The following is a 26611-nucleotide window of genomic DNA, read 5'->3' as shown; positions in this document are numbered from 1 at the left end:
ACAACCAAGACGGGCCGGGGCGTTGCGTGCAAGCGCCACGCCCGACCTTCAAGGAGCGCCCTCCATGATTCAGCCTGTCGCTGAACGTACACCGGCCGGAACCAGCTACCTGGTCCAAGGCCAGGGCCAACCTGTGGTGTTGATCCACGGCGTGGGCCTGAACAAAGAAATGTGGGGCGGGCAGTTCGTGGGCCTGGCCAACGACTATCGGGTCATCGCCTATGACATGCTCGGCCATGGCCAGAGCGCCCTGCCACCGCCCGACGTAGGCCTGGAAGGCTACGCCGACCAACTGGCCGAACTGCTCGATCACCTGCAGATTGCCCAAGCCACCGTGATTGGCTTCTCGATGGGTGGCCTGGTGGCGCGCGCATTCGCCCTTCACCACCCGCAGCGCCTTGCCGCGCTGGTGGTGCTCAACAGCGTGTTCAACCGCACCCCCGAGCAGAGCGCCGGCGTCATCGCCCGTGCCGCCCAGGCTGCGCAACAAGGCCCGGACGCCAACGTCGATGCCGCGCTCGACCGCTGGTTCAGCCGCGAATACAAAGCCGCCAACCCCGCGCAGGTCGCCGCCATCCGCCAGGTGCTGGCGAGCAACGATCCGCAGGGCTATCACACCACTTATGCGCTGTTCGCCACCCAAGACATGTATCGCGCCGACGACCTGGGCAGCATCCAGGTGCCGACGCTGATCGCCACCGGTGAACTCGACGCAGGCTCCACCCCGGCCATGACTCGCCAGCTTGCCGCGCGCATTCCTGGTGCGCAAAGCGTGGTCCTCGCCGAGCAACGGCATATGATGCCGGTGGAAGCGCCGCGGGAAGTCAACAAGATGCTTCTGGACTTCCTGGCGCAAGCCCGCACCCTTACCGAATCCGCCAAGGGGATTGTTGCATGACCCTCGTTCGTTTCCAGATGTGCATCGACGGCCAATGGCTCGATGCCCAGAGCGGCAAGACCTTCGACAGCCTCGACCCGGCTACCGCCAAGGCCTGGGCGCAACTGCCCGACGCCGGTGAGGCCGATGTCGAACTGGCCGTGCAGGCCGCCCAGCGTGCCTTCGACAGCAGAGCCTGGCGCAGCCTCACCGCGACCGCCCGAGGCAAGCTGCTGCGTCGCCTCGGCGATCTGATCGCCCAGAACAAAGAGCACCTCGCCCAGCTCGAAAGCCGCGACAACGGCAAGCTGATCCGCGAAACCCGCGGCCAGGTCGGCTACCTGCCGGAGTTCTTCCACTACACCGCAGGCCTGGCCGACAAGCTCGAAGGCGGCACCCTGCCGCTGGACAAGCCTGACCTGTTCGCCTACACCGTGCACGAGCCGATCGGCGTGGTGGCCGGGATCATCCCGTGGAACAGCCCACTGTACCTGACCGCGATCAAGCTGGCGCCGGCTCTGGCCGCCGGCAACACCATCGTGCTCAAGCCGTCCGAGCACGCCTCAGCGACCATTCTGGAGCTGGCCCGCCTGGCCCTAGAAGCCGGCTTCCCGGCTGGCGTGGTCAACGTGGTGACCGGCTACGGCCCAAGCACTGGCGCAGCGCTTACCCGCCATCCACTGGTGCGCAAGATCGCCTTCACCGGCGGTGCTGCCACCGCCCGCCATGTGGTGCGCAGCAGCGCCGAGAACTTCGCCAAGCTGTCCCTAGAGCTGGGTGGCAAGTCGCCAAACATCATCTTCGCCGACGCTGACCTGGACAGCGCCATCAACGGCGCCGTAGCCGGCATCTATGCCGCCTCGGGACAAAGCTGCGTGGCAGGTTCGCGCTTGCTGGTGCAGGATGAGATCTTCGATGAGTTCGTCGAGCGCCTGATCGCCCGCGCCAAGCGCATTCGTATCGGTAATCCGCAGGACGATGCCAGCGAGATGGGCCCGATGGCCACCGCCCAGCAACTGGCCGTGGTCGAAGGCCTGGTTGCGGCCGCCAAGGCCGAAGGCGCCAAATTGCACATGGGTGGCAAGCGTGCCGAGGTCGAGGGGGACGGCTGGTTCTACGAGCCGACCCTGTTCGAGTGCGACAGCAACTCGATGACCATCATGCAGGAAGAGGTATTCGGCCCGGTCGCGGCGGTGATCCGCTTCAAGACCGAGGAAGAGGCCTTGGCAATCGCCAACGACTCCCAGTTCGGCCTGGCAGCCGGGATCTGGACCCGTGACCTGGGCCGTGCCCATCGCCTGGCCCGTGACGTACGCTCCGGCATCATCTGGGTCAACACCTACCGTGCCGTGTCGGCCATGGCGCCGATCGGTGGCTTCAAGAACAGCGGCTACGGCCGTGAGAGCGGCATCGACTCGGTGCTGGCTTATACCGAGCTGAAGACGGTGTGGATCAATCTCTCCACCGCGCCGATGCCCGACCCGTTCGTGATGCGCTAAGAGGTAACACGAGATGATCGAACCTGGCATCTACAAAGACGTGATGGGCTCCTTCCCGTCCGGCGTGACGGTGGTCACCACCCTCGATGCCGACGGCGCCATCGTCGGCATCACCGCCAGCGCGTTCAGCGCGCTGTCGATCGACCCGGCACTGGTGCTGTTCTGTCCCAACTACGCCTCCGACACCTACCCGATCCTGCGTGACAGCAAGCAGTTCGCCATTCACCTGCTGTCAGCCGACCAGACTGCTGAGGCTTACGCCTTCGCCGGTAAAGGCAAGGACAAGGCCAAAGGCATCGAATGGCACCTGAGCGAACTGGGCAACCCGTTGCTGAGCAAGGCCACGGCGATCATAGAGTGCGAACTGTGGCGTGAATACGACGGCGGCGACCACGCGATCATCGTTGGCGCGGTGAAGAACCTGGTGCTGCCAGCCGAGCCGGTGACGCCGATGGTCTACCACAAAGGCAAGCTAGGTGCCCTGCCACCTTTGGGTTAAGACCCCCAAGGAAGCGGTGTTGGCTTCTTCGCGGGTAAAACCGCGCAGAAGCTCACACACATTCCCCTGTTTTCAGGGGCCGCGCCCACCTCTCACCCTCGGTTGCGGCCCCCTTTTTCATTCGGAGCACGGCAATGAGCAACGAAAAGTACGACAAGGGCCTGCAGATCCGTACCCAGGTGCTGGGCGAGGAGTACGTCAACCGTTCGATCCAGAATGCCGACGACTTCACCAAGCCCTTGCAGGAGCTGGTCACCGAGTACTGCTGGGGCCACGTCTGGGGCCGCGAAGGCTTGTCGCTCAAAGAGCGCAGCATGATAAACTTGGCCATGATTTCCGCGCTCAACCGGCCCCACGAGCTCAAGCTGCACATTCGCGGCGCATTGCGCAATGGCCTGAGCCGTGAACAGATTCGCGAGATCCTGCTCCAGGTCGGCATTTATTGCGGCGTACCCGCGGCGGTGGACAGTTTCCGCCTGGCCCGCGAAGCGTTCGCCGAAGCCGATGCGGAGTCAACCCGTTAACAACGGGCTGTTCGAACCACTGCAAGGAGTGCCAGGTTCAAGGCACTCCGCGATGTTGGCGCAACAGCCTCATAAAGAGCGCACCTGATGAAACGCCAGCCACTCGACGACAGCTTCAAGGTCAACCGCAACCCCGTTACTCTGCGTGAAATCGTGCTCGACAAGCTGCGCGGCGCGATCATGAATTTCCACCTTCTACCAGGCGACCGCCTGGTAGAGCGCGACCTCTGCGACCGCCTTGGCGTGAGCCGCACCTCGGTGCGCGAAGCCCTGCGTCACCTGGAATCCGAAGGCCTGGTGGAATTCGCCGACGCCAAGGGCCCACGCGTTGCCATCATCACCCTGGAAGATGCCCGCGACATCTACGAGCTGCGCTGTGTACTCGAAGGCCTGATCGTGCAGCTGTTCACGCTCAACGCCAAGGCCAAGGACATCCGCGCCCTTGAGCGCGCCCTCGAGGTCAACCGCGAAGCCCTCGAAGAAGGCGAACTGCAGCAAGTGCTCGAGTCGGTACAAGGCTTCTACGACGTCCTGCTCGAAGGCTCCGGCAACCAGGTGGCGGCGCAACAGCTACGCCAGCTTCAGGCCCGCATCAGCTACCTGCGCGCCACTTCGGTGTCGCAAGAGAACCGCCGCGGCGCCAGCAACCGTGAGATGGAGAAGATTGTCGAGGCGATCAAGAGTGGCGACCCAGTGGTTGCCCACCAAGCTTCGGTCGACCACGTTCGCGCCGCCGCCAAGGTAGCGCTGGAATACCTGCGCCAGAAGCAGGACGACAACACCAAGGTGCGCGATATCGTCGAGCCCCTGGCCCTCAAGGAACCTCGCATAGGCCGCTGACCATGACCACCGCCCCGCGCTACTGCCCGCACTGCACCACGGAACTGGCCCGGGGCGTTCCCACTGGCGACACCCACGAGCGCCTGCACTGCCCTGGCTGTGGCTACGTCCACTACATCAACCCGAAGATCATCGCCGGCTGCATCATCGAGCGCGAGGGCAAGTACCTGCTGTGCCAGCGTGCCATCCCTCCCCGTCCAGGCACCTGGACCTTGCCGGCCGGTTTCATGGAGGCCGGTGAAACCACCGAACAGGCGGCCCTGCGCGAAGTCTGGGAAGAAAGCGGCGTGCGCGCCGATATCGTCTCGCCTTATTCGATCTTCAGCGTGCCGAAGATCAGCGAGGTGTACATCATCTTCCGCGCCATCGCCACCGAAGAGACCGGCCAGTTCGGGCCCGAGACAATGGCTTACCAGTTCTTCGAGCCTGACGAGATTCCCTGGGACGACATCTACTACCCGGCGATCCGACAGATTCTCGAGCGTTACATCCTTGAACGGCAGGCGGGGGTGTATGGGATCTACATGGGTAATGACGATACCGGCAAAGTGCATTTCATGCGCTGAGCCGACAAAGGCGCGATCAACTGCCCAACTGCCCGGCAATCAACCCCACTGCGACCAGGATCATCACCCCCCCTGAGACCCGCCCGACCATCCTGGCCGCGCCCGGACGGCTGCTCAGCACCGCCTTGGCGCCGTACCCCACCAGCGAATAGACCACCAGCGAACTGCACAGGTGCACCAGGCCCAGCAGCAGAATCTGCAACGGTACCGGCCAGCTCGATTGCGGGTCGGTGAACTGCGGCAGCAAGGCCAGGAACAACAGGAACACCTTGGGGTTCAGGCCGCTCACGCAAAAGCCCTTCAGTGCCCAGCGCTTGCCAGAGTCAGCAATACTGCTTTGCCCCGATTGCGGCACCGGTGGGCTGAGCAACAGATTGCCGCCCAGCCACAGCAAGTAGATGCAGCCGGCCAGCGTCAGCAACATCAAGGCCACGGGGTGCCCCGCCAGCACGGTACCAACACCCGCCGCCACCACCAGTGTGGCCATGAAATGCCCCGACAGCATTCCTGCTACCGCCGGCATCACCCAGCGCCCACGCATGCCCGCCGAGATGGCATATGCCCAGTCGGCTCCGGGGGTAATCACGAACAGCAACGACACGGCCCAGAACGCCATCAGCACACTCATAGCCACTTGAAACTTCCTTTGCACGCGGTAGGGGATGGACACAGCGTACGGGTTCCGCCAGGGGATTTTCTTTCGTATATTCCCCGCGGAACGTTATTTGGTGGAAGATTCTTCCCAATGGACAGAACAGACAGAAAGATACTTGCCGAACTGCAAAAAGACGGTCGGCTGTCGGTCACAGAGCTCGCCGACCGCGTCGGCCTGAGCCTGTCGCCATGCCACAGGCGGCTGAAGGCGCTGGAGGAGAACGGCGCGATTCTTGGCTATCACGCACGCTTGGCGCCCTCGGCCTTGGGGCTCAATTTCGCGGCATTGGTGTTCGTCACCTTGCGCGAAGTCACCCGCCAGCCCGTGGCCGATTTCGAAGGCGCACTGGGTGAAATTCCGCAGATCGTCGAGGCCCAGCGGTTGTTTGGCGACCCAGATTACTTGTTGCATGTGGTGGCCAAGGACCTGCCGGCGTTTCAGAAGCTGTACGACGAGCAATTGACCAGCATTCCCAATGTGAAACGCTTGAGTTCGACATTGGTGATGAAAGAGGTGATCCAGGATCGGCTGTTGCCGATGTAGGCGTTGCATCGGTCTCATCGCCGGCAAGCCGGCGATGAGACCAGAGCAGTCAGTGCAACAACATCAGTACTGCGCCTGCCCCGGTACCCAGGCAGTACCCGCCAGCGGCACCCGCGCCATGGCCGCTGCTTCCACCGTCAGCGCCACCAGGTCCTCAGGGTCAAGGTTGTGCAGGTGCGACTTGCCGCAGGCGCGGGCCATGGTCTGGGCTTCGAGCACCAGGACCCGCAGGTAGTTGGCCAGGCGACGACCGGCCTCCTCCGGGTTCAGGCGCTTGGCCAGCTCCGGGTCCTGCGTGGTGATACCCGCTGGGTCTCGGCCGTTCTGCCAGTCGTCGTAGAAGCCGGCAGCCGAGCCGATTTTTTTCAGTTCGGCATCCAGCCGTGGATGGTTGTCGCCCAGGGCGATCAGCGCGGCAGTCCCGATGGCCACGGCATCGGCGCCCAAGGCCATGGCTTTGGCCACGTCAGCACCATTGCGGATGCCTCCGGAGACAATCAGTTGAACCTGGCGGTGCATGCCCATTTCCTGCAGCGCCTGCACCGCTTGCGGGATGGCTGGCAGGATCGGGATACCCACGTGCTCAATGAACACTTCCTGGGTCGCTGCGGTACCGCCCTGCATGCCGTCGAGCACGATCACGTCCGCACCGGCCTTCACCGCCAGCTTCACGTCATAGTACGGTCGGCTGGCACCGATCTTGACGTAGATGGGCTTTTCCCAATCGGTGATCTCGCGCAGCTCGGCAATCTTGATCGCCAGGTCATCCGGTCCGGTCCAATCCGGGTGGCGGCAGGCGCTGCGCTGATCGACCCCGATCGGCAAGGTGCGCATACCGGCCACCCGCTCGGTCACTTTCATGCCCAGCAACATACCGCCGCCGCCAGGCTTGGCGCCCTGGCCAAGGACGATCTCGATGGCGTCGGCCTTGCGCAGGTCATCCGGGTTCATGCCATAGCGCGAAGGCAGGTACTGGTAGACAAGATGCTGCGACTGGCCGCGCTCTTCCGTGGTCATGCCGCCGTCACCGGTGGTGGTACTGGTACCGGCGATGGTGGCCCCACGGCCCAGAGCCTCCTTGGCGTTGGCTGACAACGCGCCGAAGCTCATGCCGGCGATGGTCACCGGGATTTTCAGGTGTATCGGCTTCTTGGCAAAACGGGTGCCCAGGACTACGTCCGTGCCGCATTTTTCGCGGTAGCCTTCCAACGGGTACCGCGACACGCTGGCGCCCAGCAGCAACAGATCGTCGAAATGCGGCACACGGCGCTTGGTGCCACCGCCACGAATGTCATAGATGCCGGTTTCGGCGGCGCGCTGGATTTCCTGGATGGTCAGGCGGTCGAAGGTGGCCGACTCACGCAGTACCGGGGTGGGTTGCTCGCTCATGATGGTGCTCCTGATTCAGTACGCGCTGGCGTTGTCGACTTTGAAGTTGTACAGCTGGCGAGCCGAGCCGTAGCGTTTGAAATCGGCGGCCTTGTGGTCGAGGCCGGCCTTGTTCAGCAGCTCTTGCAGCTCTTGCAGGTGTTCGGCGCGCATTTCCTTTTCGATGCAGTCAGAACCCAGCGACTGCACCGTGCCTTTGACGTAGATACGCACCTCATACAGTGAATCGCCCAGTGCATCGCCCGCATCGCCGCACACCACCAGGCGCCCGGCCTGGCCCATGAAGCAGCTCATATGGCCAATGCTGCCGCCGACGACGATGTCCACGCCCTTCATGGAAATGCCGCAACGCGCTCCGGCATCGCCCTCGATCACCAGCAAGCCGCCATGGGCAGTCGCGCCGGCTGCTTGCGAGGCGCTGCCCTTGACGCGCACGGAGCCGGACATCATGTTCTCGGCAACGCCCACGCCGACATTGCCGTGCACGGTAACGCTAGCCCTCTGGTTCATTCCGGCGCAGTAGTAGCCGGCATGGCCGTCGATGTCCACGGAAACGGCCTGGTTGATGCCTACAGCCAGGTTGTGCTTGCCGTCCGGGTGGCTGACCCGCCATTCACGGTCTTGCACCTCGCCGTGCAAGGCCTGGTTGAGCTCGCGCACCGAGGCGCTGGAAAGGTCGATGGTCTTCATGCAAGTGCTCCAGTGTTCGGTGAAAGGGTCAGGCGCTTTCGCGCTCCCAGACGTAGAGGGTGGCGGGTGCTGGTTCCCAGACCCTGGCCTTGTCGATGCCTGGCAGACTGGCCAGGGCCTGGTACTCCGAGGCCATGGCCACGTAGTCATCGGTCTCGGCCAGCACCGCCGGCTTGCAGGCGATCGGGTCGCGAATCACGGCAAAGCCGTTGCGGGTGCCGATGGCGAAAGTGAAGAAGCCATCCAGGTCCTCCAGCGCACCATCCAGGGCCTGGGCCAGGGTGTCGCCCTGGCGAAGGCGCCAGGTCAGGTAGCCGGCAGCCACCTCGGTGTCGTTGTCGGTCTCGAAGCTGATGCCTTCGCGCTTGAGCTCCTGGCGCAGACGGAAGTGGTTGGACAGCGAGCCGTTGTGCACCAGGCACAGGTCGGCGCCGGTGGAAAACGGGTGGCTGCCCTCCATGGTCACCGCGCTTTCGGTGGCCATGCGGGTATGACCAATGATGTGGCTGCCCTTCATGGTGGCCAGGCCGAAACGGCTGGAAATCTCCGCCGGTAGGCCCATGCCCTTGAGAATCTCGATGCTCCGCCCAGCGCTCATGATGCGCACGTTCGGCGCCAGCTCGACCAGTGCCTGGCGCACGGCGGCCTCGCTGCTGTGTACCTTCAACACGGCGGCACTGGCGTTCTGGAACCAGTCCAGCGAGCAGCCAAGACGCCCTTCCAGCTCGCCCATCAGGGCGGTCCAGGGGTAGTCGATGTCGCTGGCCTGCAAGGTCAACTTAACCCAACCCTCGGCCACTTCGTCGCCGTAGATGGCAAAGCCGGCACTGTCGGGGCCGCGATCGGTCATGGCTTGCAGCATGGGTTCGAACAGCTTGCCGAGTTGGGCCTCCAGCTCGGGCTTTTTCAGGTACAGACCTACGATTCCACACATGGTGATACTCCTTACAAGGCAGTGGGCGACCGCGCTCGCTGTAGCCGCCCAGGGGATTGGGGGCGGTCAGAAGAACTCGGTGTAACGCTGGATTTCCCAGTCGGAGACATGGCGGCTGTATTCCACCCACTCCATGCGCTTGAGCTTGATGAACTCGTCGACGATCTCGGCACCCAACACCTCGCGGAACAGCGGGTCGGCCTCCAGGGCGTCGGCGGCTTCCTTGAGCGACTGCGGCAGGGTCTTGATGCCGCGGTCGGCGATCTCTTCGAGGCTGAGGTTGTAGAGGTTCTCGTTGCACATCTCGCCCGGCTCCAACTGCCGGTCGATACCATCCAGGCCGGCGGCGATGATCGCGGCGGTGACCAGATAAGGGTTGCAGCCCGCGTCCGGCAGGCGAAACTCCAGGCGCCCGTAAGGAATGCGCACCATGGCCGAGCGATTGTTGGCGCCGTAGGCGACGAAAGCCGGAGCCCAGGTGGCGCCAGACAGCGAACGGCCCACCACCAGGCGCTTGTACGAGTTGACCGTTGGCGCGGCGAAGGCACACAGGGCCGGCCCATGGGCCAATAGGCCGGCGGCGAAGTGGTAGGCCAGCTTGGACAGTCCCATGCCGCTGCTGTCGGAGGGATCGTGGAACAGGTTCTTGTTGGTGCTGCTGGCCAGCGACAGGTGAAAGTGCATGCCATTGCCCGCACGCTTGGGGTCAGGTTTGGGCATGAACGAGCAGATCATCCCCAGGTCGTTGGCGATCTCGCCGGCGGCCATGCGGAAGAACGTGAAACGGTCGGCCGACTCCATGGCATCGGAATAGGTGTAGTTGATCTCGAACTGGCCGTTGGCATCCTCGTGGTCTATCTGGTAGATGTCGAAGCCGACCGGCTGCAGGGCCTCGGTCAGGCGCTCGAGGAACAGCCGCGAACGCGACAAGCCTTTGTAGTCGTAGCAAGGTTTGTCGAGGTTGTCCGAGGCATCCACCAACTGCAGCTTGCCGCTTTCGTCCCGACGAAACAGGCTGAACTCCGGTTCGAGGCCAGTGTTCAGGGTCCAGCCTTTGTCGGCCAGGCGCTGTACCTGTTGTTGCAGCACGTAGCGGCTGTCGTAAGGCCAGGGTTGGCCATTGACGTGACCGACGCACACCACGCGACCATAGCCGGGCTGCCAAGGCACCGGGATCAGTGTGGACAGATCACCACGGGCCATGAAGTCCGGACCATGGGGTTCCATGCCCATACCGCAGATGGCGAACCCGGCGAAGCCGGCGCCCTCCTCGGCCACCATCTTCAGGCCCGATACCGGCACCGATTTGGTTTTCGCCGAGCCATGGATATCGACGAATTGGGCCAACACGTACTTGATGCCGTGTTGATCGAGGGTGCGCTGGGTTTCTGCTGGCAACATGGGTTGAACACTCCTGGGTAAGGGGGCAAGGCATGGTGGACCTGCATGTAATTCCGCACGGGAAATTTACTTTCCTATCAGGAATGCAACAGCCTTGCCAACTTTTTGCCAGGAGTGCCCCTGTCGCCAGCAAGCCGGCGCTTGGGGTAATGCTTTACCCGTGCAGGCGCCGGCTTGTCGACGATGAAGCCAGTCCGGCCATGGGGCAGTTTTTCTTTTATATATGTGGGAAACTAGTTTTCACCCGAGGAAAGAGGCGTCTGCTGCAGCCTCACCCTGCGCTTTCCCAGTGCGAAATCTTTATTCCTGAACTGAAACAGTGCAACGCGTGAAAGGAAACGTGATGTTGACCGAGACCGAACCCCGCCTCCGCCTTGAGCAGTACCTGGGCCTGCAGATCAAGCGCCAGCGCCAGGCCCAGTCCCTCAAGCTCGCCGATGTGGCGCGCATCGCCGGCATCAGCCAAGGCATGCTGAGCAAGATCGAGAACGCCCAAGTGTCCACCAGCCTCGACACGCTCAGTCGCCTGTGCGACGTGCTGGGTATGCCGATGGCAAAGCTGTTCAGCCAATATGACCAGCCCGACGGCAATGCCTTGCTGGTGAAGGCCGGCGAAGGATTGGAGGTGGTTCGCCGCGGGACCGAAAAAGGCCACACCTACCATCTGCTCAATCACGCCAGGGGGCCGAAAAAAACTTCGAGGCGTACATGGTGACCATGGACGACGCCAGTGAAGAATTCCCGACCTTCGCTCACCCCGGCACCGAGTTCCTCCACTTGCTGGAGGGCGAGCTGGTGTATCGCCACGGCAACCAGCTCTATCACATGCAGGCCGGTGACAGCCTGACCTTCGACGGCGAGACCCCGCACGGCCCCGAGCAGCTGGTGCAGGTACCCATCCGCCTGTTGTCGATCATGAATTACGCAGACGAGTGACACGGCGCAGCCAGGCCACAACCGATGTCGCGATCGGATAAACACCTGGGCGATGCGCTTACCTTGCGCAACCCGCCGGTGCTGGGCCTGAGCGGTGCCCTCTGGCTATCCCCCGGGTAACCTTCTTCATCGCCATGGTCGAGCGCGGCGGCCAGTGTATCGGTGCGGTGCAAGGTTCGCCGCTGAGGGTCCCGGCCGGGTGTCAGGCGCACTCGCTTCCCAGGTTAACGCCGCCTGGGGGGTGGCGTGGGGGCGTCTGGTGGTGAATAGCTTTGCAGCATCTTGTCAAATTGGTCAACTTCCCGTCGAAGACGCACATCCCAAATTGCTTTGGCGACTTCAGGCCATGCAGACTCTGCAAGTTGCGCTCTAGGGTGCTGAGCAGCAGGAAGAGAAAAGCCTCCAAGATCTGCTTTACGGACTTCATAAGATTTATAATTCCTGAGCCCACGTGCGGGCTGAAACGCTCCAACACCCAATACGTAGTTATTCTTTTTTACCTCATCGTTACCAGCCGGCAGATGAAGAATAGGTGACCCATACACAAAATTAGCTGAAAACTCATCAGCAGCAAAGTTGTATGTTAAATCCCATCTATTGTAACCGTAGTGCGGAACCCCGTGCTTATATATCCGTGCAACTACTGTTTCCCTTTCCATGGGCCGTCCAGTCATTCCCTTAGCCTGTTGCCTAAAGTTCGCGAGCTGTGGATACAAGCTTGGTCGAAGATTCGCGCTTTTCAGAACGCTGATATCCAAGCGCTTTTGAGGATTCGCTTGCCTTCCGACGCCGCTCCTGCTGAGCCCTGAAGGGTCGACGTAATTCACTGGATCGCCAGCGCAGTAGGCATAGGCATTTACACCGCCGCTACCAAACGGGCTCAAGACGTCGGGGCTGACAAAACGACCCAGTGAGGGATCGTACATCCGCCGCCCCATACCCAGCAGATAACAGCCACTGTGTGTGTCCTGCCATTGGCCGGCAAAACCAACACGCGATGAACATTGGGAACTGACGGACATACCATAGGGCGTGTAGGCCTAGTCATGGCACTGACGGTTGTGGCAGCTGGCACTGCGAAAACAACGATCCATCGTGAATCACCCCGCGCCTGACGGAAGGGCCACTTTAAAGAGAAAGCCGTGGCCTGAACACTGGCAGTTTTAACAGACCACTTGGCTGACGCGTCAATTCCCCTCGACGCTATACCGCCCCGGCAATAAACTTCGATCACAAAGCCGGTAATTGGCGGCCAACACAGTCAACCCGACGCTTGCAGGCCATTACATAATTCCAGAAACCGCGCCGCCGCCCGCGACGGGGAGGCGGCATGCGGGACCAGAATGGAAAACCGCCGCACCAACGCCTGCGGCACAACCTGCAACCGGTGCAACGCGCCATCCTCGTGACGGATCGACATCGCCGACACGAAACCGATCCCCATCCCGGCCCGCACCGCCTCCTTCACCCCTTCCACCCCGGCAATCTCCAGCGCCACACGCATCGCCACGCCGCTGCGGGCAAATGCCCGCTCGACGATCTGTCGCACACCCGAGCCGCTCTCGCGCAGCACCAGTGGGTAGGCCCCTAGCGCCGCCAGCGTTTGCTGGTCACTGCCAGCCAGCGGATGCCCACGCGGCACGATGGCGACGATCTCGTCTTCCCGCCACGCCGTCACCACCGTGCCCAATGGCAGCTCCTGTCCCGGCGGCCCTTCGATCAGGGCGATGTCGACGCTGTCGAGCGCGGCGACGATCTCCGCCGTGTTGCCGTTGGAAGTGCTCACCAGCACCTCCGGGTAGCGAGCATGGAAATCGGCAATCAGGTACGGCAGCAGGTAGCTGGCCGGCGTGGTGCTGGCGCCGATGCGCAAGGTACCGCGCTCCAGCCCACGCATGGCCTCGCGCAATGCCTGGGCCTGACGAAACGTTTCGCGCAGGCGCTCAGCATGGGCCAGCAACTGCTCCCCGGCAGCTGTCAGCCGCACACCCCGGCCGGCGCGCTGATAGAGAGGTTCGCCAAAGGCCTCCTGCAGCAACTTGAGCTGGCCAGACACCGCCGGCTGCGACAGGTGCAGCGCCTGGGCCGCATGGCTGATGTTGCCGTGTTCCGCAACCGTGGCGAACGTTATCAGTTGTTCTGGGGTCATGAGGATAAAATATCAGCTAAACGGATATTTTCCATTCTAAATTACGATTTTTTATAAGCTTATAACCAGATTAACGTAGGTCATGTCGAAACACCTTTCCGGAGGACTCACATGGCCACGGTTCCGTCCCACCCTGCCTTTGCTCCTACCCTCGCCACCCGAGGGCGGCTCAATGGCGTTCTGTTCGTCGCGCTGTTCGCGCTTGCGGTCACCCAGTTGGCCGGCCTGCCTGCCATCGCCAATCTTGGCATCAGCCCGCTGATCGTCGGCATCGTCGCAGGTGCCCTGTATGGCAACGCGCTGCGCCATGGCGTGCCTGACAGTTGGGCGGCAGGTATCAACTTTTCTGCTCGCCAGCTGCTGCGAATTGCCGTGGCATTCTTTGGTCTACGGGTCAGTCTGCAGGAAATCGCCGAGGTCGGTTGGTCGGGGTTGACGGTGTCGCTGCTGATTGTCGTCAGCACCCTGCTGATCGGCCTCTGGTGCGGCATGAAACTGCTCAAGCTGGACCGCGATACCGCGCTGCTTACTGCCGCGGGCAGCGCGATCTGCGGCGCCGCCGCCGTACTGGCGTTCGAATCCGCCCTGCGCAGCGCCCCGCACAAAAGCGCCATGGCCGTCGGCAGCGTGGTGTTGTTCGGCACCCTGTCGATGTTTCTCTACCCGTTGGCGATCAATGCTGGCTGGATCCCGCTCGACACCCTCGGTGCCGGCCTGTTCCTCGGCGGCACCGTCCATGAAGTTGCCCAGGTGGTGGGCGCCGCCAGCAACATCAGCTCAGAGGCCACGCACATCGCTACCATCGTCAAGATGACCCGGGTCATGCTGCTGGTCCCCGTGTTGCTGGTAGTGGGTGTGTGGATCAGCCGCTCGCGCAAGGCCGGCCAGGTGCACGGCAACGGGCGCATCGCCATGCCTTGGTTCGCCTTCGGTTTCCTCGCGCTGGTGCTGGTGAATTCGCTGCAGGTCCTGCCAAGCGGGCTGATCCAGACGGTCAACAGCCTCGACACCTTCGCCCTGACCATGGCCATGACCGCTCTGGGCATGGAAACCCGCTTGAGCCAGATTCGCCAGGCCGGCCCCCGGGCGTTGGCCACCGGCGCGATCCTCAACCTGTGGCTGGTCGGGGGTGGCCTGGCCATTACCCTGGGGGTGCAAAAGCTGTTCGGATGAGCGGTTGACGTGGCATGGCCCTCTTCGCGGGTAAACCCGCGAAGAGGGCCATGCCACGTCAAGATTTTATTGACCCCTCTCGTTGCCAGGTGAAATTGTCGGTATGGTGGTGTCAAAGAAGGATGTTTTACCTGCACAGGAAAGACTTAGATGCCCCAACGCAATGTCATCAATGCATCCGTCAGCCCCAAAGGCAGCCTGGAAACGCTGTCGCAACGTGAAGTCCAACAACTGAGTGAAGTCGGTACCGGTAGCCTCTACACCCTGTTCCGCCAGTGCGCCCTGGCCATCCTCAACACCGGCGCCCATGTCGACAATGCCAAGACCATCCTTGAGGCCTACCAAGACTTCGAGGTCCGTATTCACCAGCAAGACCGCGGCGTACGCCTGGAGCTGCTCAATGCCCCGGCCGATGCCTTCGTCGATGGCGAAATGATCGCCAGCACCCGTGAAATGCTGTTCTGCGCCCTGCGCGATATCGTCTACACCGAAAGCGAGCTGGCCAGCCAGCGCATCGATCTGGAAAGCTCCCAAGGCATCACCGACTACGTCTTCCACCTGCTGCGCAACGCACGCACCCTGCGTCCGGGCGTCGAGCCCAAAATGGTCGTGTGCTGGGGCGGTCACTCGATCAGCAGCGAGGAGTACCAGTACACCAAGAAGGTCGGCCACGAGCTGGGCCTGCGCAAGCTGGACGTCTGCACCGGCTGCGGGCCGGGTGTGATGAAGGGCCCGATGAAAGGTGCCACCATTGCCCACGCCAAGCAGCGCATGCACGGCAGCCGTTACCTGGGCCTGACCGAGCCGGGCATCATCGCCGCCGAGGCGCCCAACCCGATCGTCAACGAATTGGTGATCCTGCCGGACATCGAGAAGCGCCTGGAAGCCTTCGTCCGTGTCGGCCACGGCATCATCATCTTCCCCGGCGGTGCCGGTACTGCAGAAGAGTTCCTGTACCTGCTGGGCATCCTCATGCACCCGGACAACAAGGACCTGCCGTTCCCGGTCATTCTCACCGGCCCACGCAGTGCCGAACCCTACCTGCAGCAGTTGCACCAGTTCGTCGGCTCGACCCTCGGCGAAGCCGCTCACCGCCTGTACAAGATCATCATCGACGACCCGGCCGAGGTGGCCCGGCACATGGTCGAGGGCCTCAAGGAGGTCAAGCAGTTCCGCCGCGAGCGAAACGACGCATTCCACTTCAACTGGTTGCTGAAGATCGAGGAGAGCTTCCAGCGTCCATTCGACCCTACTCACCAGAACATGGCGGATCTGGACCTGCGCCGGGAGCTGCCGCCCCATGAGCTGGCGGCCAACCTACGCCGGGCGTTTTCCGGGATCGTAGCCGGCAACGTCAAGGACAAGGGCATTCGCCTGATCGAGGAACACGGGCCGTACCAGATTCGCGGCGACCGCGCCGTGATGGACCCATTGGGTCGTCTGTTGCAGGCGTTCGTCGACCAGCACCGAATGAAACTGCCCGGCGGCGCGGCCTACGTGCCATGCTACCAGGTAGTGGCCTGACCCACGGCCGATGGCGACCAGCCGAGCAGGCGCTACACCGTGCGGTCAACCAACCGAATGCTGTTACGCCCACCCCGCTTGGACTGATACAACGCCACATCACCTTGTTCGATCAGCGCGGCCAGACTGACTGGCGGCTGGTCGAACAGGTTGGCACCGATGCTCAGGGTCACCGCCTCAGGTGTTGGCAGGTTCTGCGCCGCCGCCTCCCGAAACTGCTCCCGCAATCGCCCACCCAACGCCTCCACGCGCTCACGACTGGCATCGCTGAGCAGAATGACGAACTCATCGCCCCCCAGCCGGGCGGCCAGCGAACGCTCTGGTAGCAGCGCACGAATCATTTCGCTCAGGGTAACCAGCAGGCGATCACCAGCTGCATGACCATGCAGGTCGTTGACCAGCTTGAAATTGTCGATATCGATCAGCAGCAAGGCCCCCGGTCGCGCCGGGCTGACATCCTTGAACAGGTGGGTTGCACGCACTTCCAGTGCACGGCGGTTGTACAGGGCCGTCAGTGGGTCGCGTGCGGCCAGTCGGGCAATACGTTCTTCGCGCCTGTAGCGCACGGTGCCCGTCATCGACAAGGCGATCAGCATGATCGCCATTGCCCCCTCGACCAGGGAAATCTGGATGATCAGCCCGCCGAAGGTGGCCAGGTCGATCAAGGTGCCCGGCATGATCGCGATGACCGCCTTGGCGACGTAGAACAGCCCATGGATGAGCAACACATAGCGCAGTTGCACCGCACCCACGCTCAATGATTTGCCATGCGGGCGCAGCAGGAAGCTGGCCCAGAGCGTCAACAGCGACACCAGCAGCGAGTTGACCATCAGCATGACCTTTGACCACTGCGGCCCCACGGGGAGCAGCAGCAAGGCGAACCACGCCAGCACGATCAGCAGCCATGCTTTGGACCACCGCGCCTGGGTGAAATGCATTACCCCGGCCAGGAAGAACGCGTGGGCGACCACCAGCAAGCCGTTGGCGAACCAGATCCCGATCAGCAGCAGGCCGACTCCCCGCAGCAAGGCCAAGGTGGAACCGACGGTGATCGTGGCGAACCCGGCACTCCAGAACAGCAAAGAAGGTTCGCGAACGCTACGCCACTCGATTGCCAGGTAAAAGGCAGCCGCGGCGGCCAGGGCGATCGATATGGTCAGCATCGTAGGAGGGTCAAGCGCCATGATACGGATTGGCCTATCTGGTTAACGTGAAAGCCGCTGATTGTATGCGCTTGTCATGGCTTTTCAGAGGGGGCACATCCATTTGAATATGCCGCCTTCAGGTTAACCTGGACGCTGGCCCGTCCTCACAACACGCGCTTGATCAAAGGCTCCAATCGACTGTAGCGCAGCCTGCGCAAAAACCTGCGCACTTCCTTGGGATGTTCGGCCTGGATACCCAGTTCTTCTGCCGAGGCAATCTTCGGTGCATGGTGGCGCAACGACTCAAGCTCGGATGCCCGAGGTACCAGCCAGTGCCCTTGCGGGTCGTCGATCAGCAAACCGTTTTCCAGGTCCAGGTTGAACCCGCGCGGGTTGAGGTTGTTGCCGGTCAGCAGTGAATAACGCTGGTCGATCCACAGCCCTTTGGCATGGAAGGTATGCCCTGGATCGTTCCACACCCGCACCACCAGCTGACCACTGGCGATGGCGCCATCGCGACGGCGGGCGAAGGTCCGAAGATTGTCTTCATACAGGTAGGGCAAGGCACCGCTGGCACTGAACGGCTCACCGGGCGTGATATAGAAGTCGTTGGCCGTTCGGTGACCGACGATCAGCTCGATGCGCACGCCGCGTTCCAAGGCATGGTTGATCTCGCGCATCAGTACCCGTGGCGGGTTGAAGTACGGCGTGCTGATGATGATCTGTGATCGGGCGGTGGCCAACAGCGTGCAAAGTGTTCGGTTGAGCAGGTTGCCACGCCCAACGCCGAGCAGCGGAATCACCCGCACACCCTCCCCCTGCTGCGCTGCTGGCACTTCATAGGCCATGCGCCGCAAGCGAGCCCGCAGGCGCCGGATATCGGCGCGCAAGCCACGGTTCACTGGCGGAGCCGGCAGGTCCAGGCGCGGCGTGGCGGTATGATGCAGCAGGCGTCGAACCAGATCGACCATGGCATCGGCCAACGCCGGCGAGTGAAACAGATGGTAACGGTCCAGGCGATAGCGGTCGAATCGATGCAGATAGACGTTATTCAAGCTGGCGCCGGTATAGATCACGCAATCGTCGATGACGCTGCCTTTCAGGTGCAACACGCCGAACAGCTCGCGGGTTTGCACCGGGACGCCGTGAATCACCACATCCAACCCGCGCAACTGGCGCTGGGCCTGGTACCACGCGGCATTGCCCGGCTGGCGCCCTGCCCCCAGGAGGCCGCGCCGGGCCCGGAACCAGTCGACCACGATGACGATCTCAAGCCCCGGCCGCGCGGCTTTGGCCTGGTACAGCGCGTCGAGTACCTCCTGGCCGGCCTCGTCCTCCTGCAGGTACAACGCGACGATGACGATGCGCCGGGTGGCCGCCTTGATGCGCTCCAGCAGGCAGGCCCGATAGGCTGCGGCATCGGGCAGTACCTGGATCGACTCGGCGGGCATGAAGACACCTGGCAGCGCAGCCAGCATGGAATCGGGTTTCACCAACGTTCACCTTTTCTGTGCAATCAGGTCCATTCCTGGTCGCTGTACGCGGGGTGTAAGATCGACCCGGCAACGACCCATAACTACAAGAAACACATGAGGCTTCAATTTTTCACTGCCCCTGACGAATTACGCCTCAGCTTGCACAGGAAGATCGCAATGGTCCACCCCGCTTCAACGATTGGTACGCCGTCCACGACCAGAACGTTCGGATTCCTGGTCTTGCCGAACTTCACCACCATCGGCCTGGCCTCGGCGGTGGAGACTTTGCGCATGGCCAACTTGGCAGCCCGCCGCACCTTGTTCCGCACCGTCCTGATCGCAGCCAGCGATGCCCCGGTCATGGCCAGCAATGGCATGCGCGTCTTGCCTGACCATAGCATCGCCAACAGCCCGGCGCTGGATGCCCTGTTCGTGGTGGGCGCCAACCCCATCGATCGAGGGCGCGAGAGCAATCGACCACTCATCGACTGGCTGCGTCAACTGGCGCGACAACGGCTGCCGCTGGGCGGTATCTGTACCGGCAGCTACCTGCTCGCGCGGGCCGACCTGCTCAAAGGCTACCGCTGCACCATCCACTGGGAAGACCTACAGACCCTGCAGGAGCAGTTTCCCGGCATCGTCATCTCCAGCCAGCTGTTCGAGCTCGACCGCGACCGCTATACCTGCTCCGGCGGTGTGGCCGCCATGGACATGATGCTGCAGCTGGTGGCCCGTGAAGCCGGTGGGCAGGACATCGCCGCCAAGGCCGCCGAGCTGCTGCTGTGCGACCGGGTACGCGGTGAGCGGGAACGTCAGCGGGTGCCCTTGCGCACTCTGCTGGGCAGCGCACAGCCCAAGCTCAGCCAGGTGGTGGCGATCATGGAGGCGAATCTTGAGGAGCCGCTGGGCCTGGAGGAACTGGCCAGCCTCAACGAGGTGACCGTCCGCCAGCTTGAGCGTTTGTTCCACAAGTACCTGCAGCGCACGCCTAGCCAGTACTACCTGGAATTGCGCCTGTCGCGGGCGCGGGAGTTGCTGCTGCGCAGCAATGTGCAGGTGCGGGAAGTGGCGTTGGCCTGCGGGTTCAGCTCGCCGGCGCATTTTTCCAAGAGCTATAGCCGGTTCTTTGGCTTGTCGCCGTTGGGCGAACGGCGACAGGCTTCGTTGCACTGACAGCCTGATCGCCGGCAAGCCGGCGCCTGGCGGGTTCGGCTTGCGCTGCGTAGTAACCGGCTCGCCGCCGATCAGGCGCGTATCGACGGCTCAGTCCTTCAAGGCCGCATGCGCCGTTTCCCGGCACATCAGCATCGCCACCAACGCCACCAGCGCTGCAGCCAGCAGATACCCCGCTGGGGCCAGCTTGTTGCCCGTCAGTTGAATCAACCAGGTGGCGATGAACGGAGCCGTGCCGCCGAACAGCGCATTGGCCACGTTGAAACACAAGGCAAAGCCACTGAAGCGAACCCGGGTGGGGAAGATTTCCGCCAGCAGACACGGCAGCGTTCCATCATTCATCGCCAGCATCGCTCCGAACAGAATCTGGATCGCCAGGATCACCAGCAGCGGCTGGCCCTCGAGCAACTTGAACAGCGGAATGGTGAGCCCCAGGAACAACAGCGAAGCCACTACCAGCATGGTCTTGCGGCCAAAGTGGTCGGACAGCCGTCCCATCAGGAAAATCAGGCCGATGTAGGTCGCCAGCGACACGGTCGAGGCGATGAACGAATCCCGCTCGCTCAAGCCCATCTCGGTGGACAGGTAGGTTGGCATGTAGCTCAGCAGCAGGTAGAAGGCCACGGCATTCAGGCAGGTCACGCCGATGCCAATGGCCAGGCTACGACGGTGCCGGGACAGCAATTCGCGAATCGGTGCCGGGGTCATGCAGGCCTTGCTCTCCAGACGCTGCTCCATTTCCAGGAACTTGGGCGTGTCCTGCAGGCTCATGCGGATGTAGCGGCCGACCAGGCCAAAGGGGGCGGCCAGCAGGAACGGCAGGCGCCATCCCCAACTGTGCAGGTCTTCGGTACTGAGCACTTCGTGCAGCACCGCCACGAAGGTCGCACCGAACAACAGCCCCGCCGCGGTACTGGCCGGCACGATACTGGTGTAGAGCCCGCGCCGCCCGGGTGGCGCGTATTCAGCCAGAAACGCCGAAGCCCCGGCATACTCGCCTGAGGCGGAGAAGCCCTGGACCAGGCGAATGAGCAACAGCAGGGATGGCGCCCACAGGCCGATTTGCCCATAGCCCGGCAGCAGGCCGATGCAGAATGTCGAGATCGACATGATCAGGATCGACAGTGACAGCGCATTGCGTCGCCCATGGCGGTCACCAAAATGTCCCCACACCATGCCGCCCAGAGGGCGGACCAGAAAGGACAGGGCAAATACCGCGAAGGTTGCCAACAGGCCGGTAGTCTTGTCGGTCTGGGGGAAAAAGGTCGCAGCGATGATGGTGGCCAGGTAACCGTAGGCGGCGTAGTCGAACCACTCGACGAAGTTGCCCATGAAGCTGGCGCGGGCGGCCTTGCGCAAGGCCTGGCGCTCGGCGCTCTGGCTGGCGGCGTCGAGTGTGGATGCATTCAGGGTGGTGCTTGACATGACGGGTACCCTCTGATTCTTCTAATTGGAGGCAGGGTCTGATGGTCATTCAGTGATGTTCTTGTTGTATGCCTCGGCCGCCTCGCCGGCAAGCCAGCGTCCACGGGTACTGGCAGCTGTTGAGCACACTGCCTGACCGGTGGGCGCGGGTTCACCCGCGAAGCGACCGACATCGGTCCTTACTTGCGAACGATGTTGTGCTCTGGCCCATACGGGAACTTGGTGATGTTCTCGGCGCCATGCTCGTTGACGATGAGGATATCGTGCTCGCGATACCCGCCTGCCCCCGGTCGCCCTTCCGGCAGCATGATCATCGGCTCGATCGACACCACCATCCCCGGTTCCAGCACCGTGTCGATGTCCTCGCGCAGCTCCAGCCCGGCTTCGCGGCCATAGTAGTGGCTGAGGGTACCGAACGAGTGGCCGTAACCGAAGGTGCGGTACTGCAACAGGTCATGCCGCAGGAAGATCTCGTTCAACTCGCGGGCGATATCGCAGCAGCGCATGCCTGGGCGCACCAGCTTCAGTCCCGCCTCGTGCACTTCCACGTTGGCCTGCCAGAGGCGCAGGTATTCGTCTGGGCAGTGGTCCAGGAACAGCGTGCGCTCCAGCGCCGTGTAGTAGCCGGCGATCATCGGGAAGCAGTTGAGGCTGAGAATGTCGCCTTTGTTGACCCTGCGGCTGGTTACCGGATTGTGAGCACCGTCGGTGTTGAGCCCGGACTGGAACCAGGTCCAGGTGTCCATCAATTCGGCATCGGGGAAACTTCTGGCAATCTCGCGCACCATGGCCTGGGTGGCATGCAGCGCCACTTCGTACTCCGGTGCCTGGTCGCGCAATGCTTCGACGACCGCCGCACCACCGATGTCGGCCACCCGTGCGCCGTGGCGAATTAGCGCCTGTTCCTCGGCGGATTTGATCATGCGCATGCGCATGCAGGGAGCACCGATGTCCAGCAACTCGGCCTTGGGGTAGCAGGCGGCGAGCTTGGCGTGGTTCTGCAGGTTGAGGTGGTCGTACTCCACGCCGATGCGCGACGCCAGTGGCAGGGCCTGCTGGATGGCGACGTAGAAGTTGTCGCGCTGCCAGTCGGTGTAGACGATGTTGTCGGTGCCTACGGTGCGGCGCCAGGGTTGGCCGCCGTCGATATTGGCGCTGATCGACACCACCTTGTCCTGGGTGATCACCAGCGCATAAGGACGACCAAACGAGCAATACAGGAAGTCGCTGTAATAGTTGACGTTGTGGTAGGAGGTGAAGATCGCGGCTTCGATGTCGTGCTCGGCCATGTAGGCGCGCAGACGGGCGTGGCGAGCGGCGTATTCCTGGGCGCTGAAGGTGGGCTGCACCTTCTCGCCGTTACGAATCCTCAGGGTCTTGGGCATTTGCATGGTCGGTATTCCTTGTGGTTGTGAGCACGCTGTTCAGGCCGGCCGCCTGGGAAGCATTGCAACAGAACGCTCGGGAACGCTTTTGTATCTATCCGACCTGGAATTGGCGCTATGGCCGTCGACAAGCCGAAGCTCGAATGCCTCGGCTTGTCGAATCGGCGGTTACAACGCTGGGAACGCCTTGATGAGGTTTTGCTGGATATCGCCAAGTCCTGGGCGAAGATAATCGCCCATGCAGCTTTCGACAGACCAATTAGCGTCCTGCAAGATCTGGTCGGGCGTTATCGGTGCGGGGTCAACGATGCCGAAGGCTGAGTAGTAGTCCTGGAACTTGAACTCCCAGTTGGCATTTCTTTCCATGGCCATCCATTTATTGGGCACACCGTAGGAATCTGCAACGATCAGCCCATGCAGACTGGTGGACAGCACGAACTCACAGGAGGCTATCTCGGACAACACCTGTTTTACTGGCGAATACACATCAATGACCTTCGAACCCGGCAGGTGCTGTAAGAGCGCCTTGATGACGGGAGCAGCACGGTGATTGATATGTGGAATGATGCCGATGCGGGTGTGCTTGTGCAGTGGCCTGTTGACCAGTGAAGACGAAAGCAGCCCAGGGTCGCCCAGCACAGGCTGGCGTTTCAAACCTTGGATACGCGATGCGCATTTCTGCCCACGTACCGCGTGGTAGTAGTGCCGACTCGAGAACAGATCCTGCGCGTCTGCGGTGCCTGCCCCCCAGATGTGCAGCTTGCGTGGAAAGCCCCAGATCCTGGCTTTCTTCTCGCGCCCCAAGACACTGCCAATGGCAATGAGTTCGGCGGATTTTATCGGCGAATGTTCGACTTTCTTGCCGGATACGAACTCGACGATATCGGCAGAGAGGTAGTCTCCGAAGTTTTGACGGTTCGGGTCTTTACGCCCGCTACCGCGACACCAATACAGCTTGATACGACCCACACACACCACCTGGTTACAATCAGGGAACACACTTCCCCAAAGCCTTCCTTGACGCCGCGGCGATCTATAACCGCCCACGCCCCCAATAAACGCCAATGGAACGAACAGCTGTCAGACAGCCACCTATGCACGCGAAAAAAGGGCCGCATGATAGCGCACCCTTGCTGCGATTACTGCCTGCGTCTTATGGGGAAGCATGCACTAACAGCAAACTTCCGTCGGCAGATTGGAAGGGGGAATGACTGATGTTTCAGGAAACCCAGGGGTGAGTCGCCCTCCGGCAAAACATCGCAACCGGAGGGTAACTCGAGGCCTGTCGCATCAGGCCTTGGGGAGGGGACTCAACGCGGCAAGTCGAAGCGGTCGAGTTCCATCACTTTGGCCCAGGCCGCGACGAAGTCCTTGACGAACTTGGCGCTGCCATCGCTGCTGCCGTACACCTCGCTCAAGGCTCGCAGTTGGGCATGGGAGCCGAACACCAGGTCAACCCGGGTGCCGGTCCACTTCACTTGCCCGGTCTTGCGATCGCGCCCCTCGAAGGTGTCGTTGTCGGCCGAGGTCGACTTCCATTCCACGCCCATGTCCAGCAGGTTACGGAAGAAGTCGTTGCTCAGGCTGCCGGGCTTGTTGGTGAACACACCATGCTTTGAACCACCATGGTTGGCCCCCAGCACACGCAAGCCGCCGATCAGCACCGTCAGCTCTGGAGCGGTGAGGGTCAGCAACTGCGCCTTGTCCAGCAGCAATTTCTCGGCCTTGACGCTGTAGCGCGCCTTGGTGAAATTGCGGAAGCCGTCAGCCAGCGGCTCCAGCACGGCGAACGACTCGACATCGGTCTGCGCCTGGCTGGCATCGACACGCCCAGGATGGAACGGCACGCTGACATCGTGCCCGGCGTCCTTGGCGGCCTTCTCCACCGCCGCGTTGCCGGCCAGCACGATCAGGTCGGCCAGGGAGACCTTCTTGCCGCCACTGTTGAACTCGCTCTGGATCTTTTCCAGCGCCGTCAACACGTTCTCAACGCCCTGGTTGGCAGCCCAGTCCTTTTGCGGCGCCAGACGCAGGCGAGCGCCGTTCGCGCCCCCTCGCTTGTCCGACCCGCGGAACGTCGAGGCCGAAGCCCAGGCGGTGGACACCAGCTCGGCAACACTCAGGCCCGACGCCAGCACCTTGGCCTTAAGCGTCGCGATGTCCTGCTCGTTCACCAACGGATGATCGACTTTCGGCAACGGGTCTTGCCACAGCAGCTCTTCGTTGGGCATTTCCGGGCCCAGGTAACGAGCCAGAGGCCCCATGTCACGGTGGATCAGCTTGTACCAGGCGCGGGCGAAGGCATCCGCCAACTGGTCGGGATTGTCCTTGAAGCGACGGGCGATGGGCTCGTAGATCGGGTCGAAGCGCAAGGCCAGGTCAGAGGTGAGCATGGACGGCGCGTGGCGTTTGGCCGGGTCGTGGGCATCCGGCACGGTGCCGGCCCCCTTGCCGTCCTTGGGTCGCCATTGGTGCGCACCCGCCGGGCTCTTGGTCAGTTCCCACTCGAAGTTGAACAGGTTGTTCAGGTACTCGTTGCTCCAGCGGGTCGGGGTCGAGGTCCAGGTCACTTCCAGACCACTGGTGATGGTATCGCCGCCCTTGCCGGTGCCGAACTTGTTGGCCCAGCCCAGGCCCTGCAGCTCCAGCCCCGCGGCTTCCGGCTCGGGCCCGACGTTGTCGGCCGGGCCGGCACCATGGGTCTTGCCGAAGGCGTGGCCGCCGGCAATCAGGGCAACCGTTTCTTCATCGTTCATGGCCATGCGGCCAAAGGTTTCACGGATATCCTTGCCCGAGGCCACTGGGTCGGGAACGCCCTCCGGGCCTTCCGGGTTCACGTAGATCAAGCCCATCTGCACAGCGGCCAGCGGGTTTTCAAGATTACGCTCGCCGGAGAGCGTACGGCTCTCTTCTTCCGGACGCTTGGCCGGTTCGGCCACCAGGTCGCCCTGGCCGGGCGCTTGGGCCTTGCCATAGCGGGTATCGCCACCCAACCAGACTTTCTCCGAGCCCCAATACACGTCTTCGTCTGGTTCCCAGACGTCGGCACGCCCACCCGAGAAACCGAAGGTCTTGAAGCCCATCGATTCGAGGGCAACGTTGCCGGTGAGCACGATCAGGTCGGCCCAGGAAATCTTGTTTCCGTACTTTTGCTTGATCGGCCACAGCAGGCGCCGTGCCTTGTCCAGGCTGACGTTGTCCGGCCAGCTGTTGAGCGGGGCGAAACGCTGCTGCCCAGAGCCAGCGCCACCACGGCCGTCACCGATGCGGTAGGTGCCCGCGCTATGCCAGGCCATGCGGATGAACAATGGGCCATAGTGACCGAAGTCGGCTGGCCACCAGTCCTGGGAATCGGTCATCAAGGCGGTCAGGTCTTTCTTCAGGGCCTGGAAATCGAGGCTCTTGAACGCCTTGGCGTAATCGAAGTCCTTGTCCATCGGGTCGGACTTCGAGGAATGTTGATGGAGAATCCTAAGATTGAGCTGGTCAGGCCACCAGTCGCGGTTGGTGGTGCCGCCACCTGCGGTTTGATGGAACGGGCATTTCGATTCGTTCGACATCTGCGGTTACCTTTTGGGTCGGTTATCCAGATTTCCGGTCTATGCCAGGTGTTCTTTCAGCTGAGCACAGGGGCTCATGCCTACCCCTCATCAGGTTGGGTCGGACGCGTGCCGACACGGGGCTAGCGACCTTGCCACGGCGCCGCGGCTCGGTCTTGCACACAGGTGCTGACACGCCGCCCGCACGCACAATTCGCGGAGCCAGGGACAAGACTAGCCGACCTTGGGCAGACTTCTAATAGAGTGGCT

General features: G+C 62.4%; 23 protein-coding genes and 2 pseudogenes. 11 read left to right on the top strand and 14 right to left on the bottom strand.

Annotated elements, in window-relative coordinates; all coding sequences use genetic code 11:
• Positions 1–64 precede the first annotated feature (64 nt).
• From VXM67_RS12570 to VXM67_RS12545, 6 genes are all read left to right on the top strand, one after another.
• A complete protein-coding gene (locus VXM67_RS12570) occupies positions 65–898 on the top strand; it encodes an alpha/beta fold hydrolase (protein ID WP_104882530.1) in 834 nt (277 codons plus the stop codon).
• Entirely contained in the window at positions 895–2376 is a 1482-nt protein-coding gene (locus VXM67_RS12565; protein ID WP_023380264.1) for an aldehyde dehydrogenase, read from the top strand. The genes VXM67_RS12570 and VXM67_RS12565 overlap by 4 nt, the downstream gene beginning before the upstream one ends.
• 13 nt (positions 2377–2389) lie before the next feature.
• Positions 2390–2875 carry a flavin reductase family protein gene (locus tag VXM67_RS12560; protein ID WP_104881861.1) on the top strand — a complete coding sequence of 162 codons (486 nt, stop codon included), beginning with the start codon at positions 2390–2392 and terminating at the stop codon, positions 2873–2875.
• A 134-nt stretch (positions 2876–3009) separates the two neighbouring features.
• Positions 3010–3399: a carboxymuconolactone decarboxylase family protein gene (locus VXM67_RS12555; protein WP_023380262.1), complete on the top strand. Its 390-nt coding sequence runs from the start codon at positions 3010–3012 to the stop codon at positions 3397–3399.
• A gap of 87 nt (positions 3400–3486) precedes the next feature.
• Positions 3487–4239, top strand: coding sequence for a GntR family transcriptional regulator (locus VXM67_RS12550; RefSeq protein WP_023380261.1), 753 nt, complete (start codon positions 3487–3489; stop codon positions 4237–4239).
• A gap of 2 nt (positions 4240–4241) precedes the next feature.
• Entirely contained in the window at positions 4242–4805 is a 564-nt protein-coding gene (locus VXM67_RS12545) for an NUDIX hydrolase (RefSeq protein ID WP_186598409.1), read from the top strand.
• Positions 4806–4821: 16 nt separating this feature from the next.
• Here VXM67_RS12545 and VXM67_RS12540 read toward each other — a convergent pair whose 3' ends face one another.
• A complete protein-coding gene (locus VXM67_RS12540; protein ID WP_023380259.1) occupies positions 4822–5439 on the bottom strand; it encodes a LysE family translocator in 618 nt (205 codons plus the stop codon).
• Positions 5440–5550: 111 nt separating this feature from the next.
• Between VXM67_RS12540 and VXM67_RS12535 the strand changes: the two genes are divergently transcribed.
• On the top strand, positions 5551–6003 hold the full coding sequence (locus VXM67_RS12535) for an Lrp/AsnC family transcriptional regulator (protein WP_023380258.1): 453 nt from the start codon (positions 5551–5553) through the stop codon (positions 6001–6003).
• Between the two features lie 63 nt (positions 6004–6066).
• Here VXM67_RS12535 and VXM67_RS12530 read toward each other — a convergent pair whose 3' ends face one another.
• From VXM67_RS12530 to glnT, 4 genes are all read right to left on the bottom strand, one after another.
• Positions 6067–7392 (bottom strand): FMN-binding glutamate synthase family protein, encoded by a 1326-nt coding sequence (locus VXM67_RS12530; RefSeq protein ID WP_027907194.1) that lies wholly within the window; start codon positions 7390–7392, stop codon positions 6067–6069.
• Positions 7393–7407: 15 nt separating this feature from the next.
• Positions 7408–8082: a glutamate synthase subunit alpha gene (locus VXM67_RS12525; protein WP_023380256.1), complete on the bottom strand. Its 675-nt coding sequence runs from the start codon at positions 8080–8082 to the stop codon at positions 7408–7410.
• Positions 8083–8110: 28 nt separating this feature from the next.
• On the bottom strand, positions 8111–9016 hold the full coding sequence (locus VXM67_RS12520) for a glutamine amidotransferase family protein (protein WP_023380255.1): 906 nt from the start codon (positions 9014–9016) through the stop codon (positions 8111–8113).
• Between the two features lie 66 nt (positions 9017–9082).
• Positions 9083–10417, bottom strand: coding sequence for a type III glutamate--ammonia ligase (gene glnT, locus VXM67_RS12515; RefSeq protein WP_023380254.1), 1335 nt, complete (start codon positions 10415–10417; stop codon positions 9083–9085).
• A gap of 343 nt (positions 10418–10760) precedes the next feature.
• Between glnT and VXM67_RS12510 the strand changes: the two are divergent.
• Positions 10761–11353 (top strand): annotated as a pseudogene (locus VXM67_RS12510) (helix-turn-helix domain-containing protein).
• A gap of 224 nt (positions 11354–11577) precedes the next feature.
• Here VXM67_RS12510 and VXM67_RS12505 read toward each other — a convergent pair.
• From VXM67_RS12505 to VXM67_RS12495, 3 genes and pseudogenes are all read right to left on the bottom strand, one after another.
• Positions 11578–12012: a hypothetical protein gene (locus VXM67_RS12505; RefSeq protein WP_238546570.1), complete on the bottom strand. Its 435-nt coding sequence runs from the start codon at positions 12010–12012 to the stop codon at positions 11578–11580.
• 153 nt (positions 12013–12165) lie between these two features.
• A pseudogene (locus tag VXM67_RS12500) lies at positions 12166–12378 on the bottom strand (RHS repeat-associated core domain-containing protein); the annotation flags it as partial.
• Between the two features lie 236 nt (positions 12379–12614).
• Positions 12615–13502: a LysR family transcriptional regulator gene (locus tag VXM67_RS12495; protein WP_023380250.1), complete on the bottom strand. Its 888-nt coding sequence runs from the start codon at positions 13500–13502 to the stop codon at positions 12615–12617.
• A 111-nt stretch (positions 13503–13613) separates the two neighbouring features.
• On the opposite strand from VXM67_RS12495, the gene VXM67_RS12490 reads away from it, so the two are divergent.
• Together VXM67_RS12490 and ppnN are read left to right on the top strand one after the other, a co-directional pair.
• The gene (locus VXM67_RS12490; RefSeq protein WP_027907192.1) at positions 13614–14675 is read left to right on the top strand and encodes a YeiH family protein; all 1062 of its coding nucleotides are present in this window, start codon (positions 13614–13616) and stop codon (positions 14673–14675) included.
• A gap of 150 nt (positions 14676–14825) precedes the next feature.
• A complete protein-coding gene (gene ppnN, locus VXM67_RS12485; RefSeq protein ID WP_023380248.1) occupies positions 14826–16199 on the top strand; it encodes a nucleotide 5'-monophosphate nucleosidase PpnN in 1374 nt (457 codons plus the stop codon).
• Positions 16200–16231: 32 nt separating this feature from the next.
• On the opposite strand, the gene VXM67_RS12480 is transcribed toward ppnN, so the two are convergent.
• Both VXM67_RS12480 and pssA read right to left on the bottom strand, forming a co-directional pair.
• Entirely contained in the window at positions 16232–17383 is a 1152-nt protein-coding gene (locus VXM67_RS12480; RefSeq protein WP_084212819.1) for a GGDEF domain-containing protein, read from the bottom strand.
• 125 nt (positions 17384–17508) lie between these two features.
• Entirely contained in the window at positions 17509–18822 is a 1314-nt protein-coding gene (gene pssA, locus VXM67_RS12475; protein WP_367237708.1) for a CDP-diacylglycerol--serine O-phosphatidyltransferase, read from the bottom strand.
• Between the two features lie 174 nt (positions 18823–18996).
• On the opposite strand from pssA, the gene VXM67_RS12470 reads away from it, so the two are divergent.
• A complete protein-coding gene (locus tag VXM67_RS12470; RefSeq protein WP_023380242.1) occupies positions 18997–19992 on the top strand; it encodes a GlxA family transcriptional regulator in 996 nt (331 codons plus the stop codon).
• A 90-nt stretch (positions 19993–20082) separates the two neighbouring features.
• Here the strand turns inward: VXM67_RS12470 and VXM67_RS12465 are convergent, their stop codons facing one another.
• From VXM67_RS12465 to katG, 4 genes are all read right to left on the bottom strand, one after another.
• The gene (locus tag VXM67_RS12465; RefSeq protein WP_023380240.1) at positions 20083–21417 is read right to left on the bottom strand and encodes an MFS transporter; all 1335 of its coding nucleotides are present in this window, start codon (positions 21415–21417) and stop codon (positions 20083–20085) included.
• A 179-nt stretch (positions 21418–21596) separates the two neighbouring features.
• Entirely contained in the window at positions 21597–22808 is a 1212-nt protein-coding gene (locus tag VXM67_RS12460; protein ID WP_023380238.1) for a M24 family metallopeptidase, read from the bottom strand.
• Between the two features lie 162 nt (positions 22809–22970).
• Positions 22971–23771 carry a polysaccharide pyruvyl transferase family protein gene (locus VXM67_RS12455; RefSeq protein WP_023380237.1) on the bottom strand — a complete coding sequence of 267 codons (801 nt, stop codon included), beginning with the start codon at positions 23769–23771 and terminating at the stop codon, positions 22971–22973.
• Positions 23772–24112: 341 nt separating this feature from the next.
• On the bottom strand, positions 24113–26362 hold the full coding sequence (katG, locus tag VXM67_RS12450; RefSeq protein WP_023380236.1) for a catalase/peroxidase HPI: 2250 nt from the start codon (positions 26360–26362) through the stop codon (positions 24113–24115).
• Between the last annotated feature and the right edge of the window lie 249 nt (positions 26363–26611).

Source organism: Pseudomonas sp. Rh2, assembly GCF_040762985.1.
GTDB classification, from domain to species: Bacteria; Pseudomonadota; Gammaproteobacteria; order Pseudomonadales; family Pseudomonadaceae; genus Aquipseudomonas; species Aquipseudomonas taiwanensis.
The sequence above is the reverse complement of the archived record's forward strand: the minus strand, read 5'-3'. Positions and strand labels throughout refer to the sequence as shown.

Bases quoted from the DNA above. Each gene is read 5' to 3' on its own strand.
- katG (WP_023380236.1), bottom strand. From the start codon at position 26,362: ATGTCGAACGAATCGAAATGCCCGTTCCATCAAACCGCAGGTGGCGGC.
- VXM67_RS12480 (WP_084212819.1), bottom strand. From the start codon at position 17,383: ATGGCGCTTGACCCTCCTACGATGCTGACCATATCGATCGCCCTGGCC.
- VXM67_RS12570 (WP_104882530.1), top strand. From the start codon at position 65: ATGATTCAGCCTGTCGCTGAACGTACACCGGCCGGAACCAGCTACCTG.
- VXM67_RS12560 (WP_104881861.1), top strand. From the start codon at position 2,390: ATGATCGAACCTGGCATCTACAAAGACGTGATGGGCTCCTTCCCGTCC.
- VXM67_RS12555 (WP_023380262.1), top strand. From the start codon at position 3,010: ATGAGCAACGAAAAGTACGACAAGGGCCTGCAGATCCGTACCCAGGTG.
- VXM67_RS12490 (WP_027907192.1), top strand. From the start codon at position 13,614: ATGGCCACGGTTCCGTCCCACCCTGCCTTTGCTCCTACCCTCGCCACC.
- VXM67_RS12460 (WP_023380238.1), bottom strand. From the start codon at position 22,808: ATGCAAATGCCCAAGACCCTGAGGATTCGTAACGGCGAGAAGGTGCAG.
- VXM67_RS12470 (WP_023380242.1), top strand. From the start codon at position 18,997: ATGGTCCACCCCGCTTCAACGATTGGTACGCCGTCCACGACCAGAACG.
- VXM67_RS12545 (WP_186598409.1), top strand. From the start codon at position 4,242: ATGACCACCGCCCCGCGCTACTGCCCGCACTGCACCACGGAACTGGCC.
- VXM67_RS12505 (WP_238546570.1), bottom strand. From the start codon at position 12,012: ATGGAAAGGGAAACAGTAGTTGCACGGATATATAAGCACGGGGTTCCG.
- VXM67_RS12565 (WP_023380264.1), top strand. From the start codon at position 895: ATGACCCTCGTTCGTTTCCAGATGTGCATCGACGGCCAATGGCTCGAT.
- glnT (WP_023380254.1), bottom strand. From the start codon at position 10,417: ATGTTGCCAGCAGAAACCCAGCGCACCCTCGATCAACACGGCATCAAG.
- VXM67_RS12530 (WP_027907194.1), bottom strand. From the start codon at position 7,392: ATGAGCGAGCAACCCACCCCGGTACTGCGTGAGTCGGCCACCTTCGAC.
- VXM67_RS12495 (WP_023380250.1), bottom strand. From the start codon at position 13,502: ATGACCCCAGAACAACTGATAACGTTCGCCACGGTTGCGGAACACGGC.
- pssA (WP_367237708.1), bottom strand. From the start codon at position 18,822: ATGCTGGCTGCGCTGCCAGGTGTCTTCATGCCCGCCGAGTCGATCCAG.
- VXM67_RS12520 (WP_023380255.1), bottom strand. From the start codon at position 9,016: ATGTGTGGAATCGTAGGTCTGTACCTGAAAAAGCCCGAGCTGGAGGCC.
- VXM67_RS12525 (WP_023380256.1), bottom strand. From the start codon at position 8,082: ATGAAGACCATCGACCTTTCCAGCGCCTCGGTGCGCGAGCTCAACCAG.
- ppnN (WP_023380248.1), top strand. From the start codon at position 14,826: ATGCCCCAACGCAATGTCATCAATGCATCCGTCAGCCCCAAAGGCAGC.
- VXM67_RS12535 (WP_023380258.1), top strand. From the start codon at position 5,551: ATGGACAGAACAGACAGAAAGATACTTGCCGAACTGCAAAAAGACGGT.
- VXM67_RS12550 (WP_023380261.1), top strand. From the start codon at position 3,487: ATGAAACGCCAGCCACTCGACGACAGCTTCAAGGTCAACCGCAACCCC.
- VXM67_RS12465 (WP_023380240.1), bottom strand. From the start codon at position 21,417: ATGTCAAGCACCACCCTGAATGCATCCACACTCGACGCCGCCAGCCAG.